The 439-nt window shown below is 53.8% G+C and carries 1 rRNA gene; it reads left to right on the top strand.

Annotation, left to right across the window (positions count from 1 at the left end):
- Positions 1-439 (top strand): 16S ribosomal RNA (locus KGF48_RS19955); the annotation flags it as partial.

Raw genomic sequence — 439 nt, 5'->3', positions numbered from 1 at the left:
CCTACGGGAGGCAGCAGTGGGGAATATTGCACAATGGGGGAAACCCTGATGCAGCGACGCCGCGTGAGCGAAGAAGTATTTCGGTATGTAAAGCTCTATCAGCAGGGAAGAAAATGACGGTACCTGACTAAGAAGCACCGGCTAAATACGTGCCAGCAGCCGCGGTAATACGTATGGTGCAAGCGTTATCCGGATTTACTGGGTGTAAAGGGAGCGCAGGCGGTGCGGCAAGTCTGATGTGAAAGCCCGGGGCTCAACCCCGGTACTGCATTGGAAACTGTCGTCTAGAGTGTCGGAGGGGTAAGCGGAATTCCTAGTGTAGCGGTGAAATGCGTAGATATTAGGAGGAACACCAGTGGCGAAGGCGGCTTACTGGACGATAACTGACGCTGAGGCTCGAAAGCGTGGGGAGCAAACAGGATTAGATACCCTTGTAGTC

This window comes from Clostridioides sp. ZZV15-6388 (assembly GCF_020657755.1).
GTDB lineage: Bacteria > Bacillota > Clostridia > Peptostreptococcales > Peptostreptococcaceae > Clostridioides.
The sequence above is the reverse complement of the archived record's forward strand: the minus strand, read 5'-3'. Positions and strand labels throughout refer to the sequence as shown.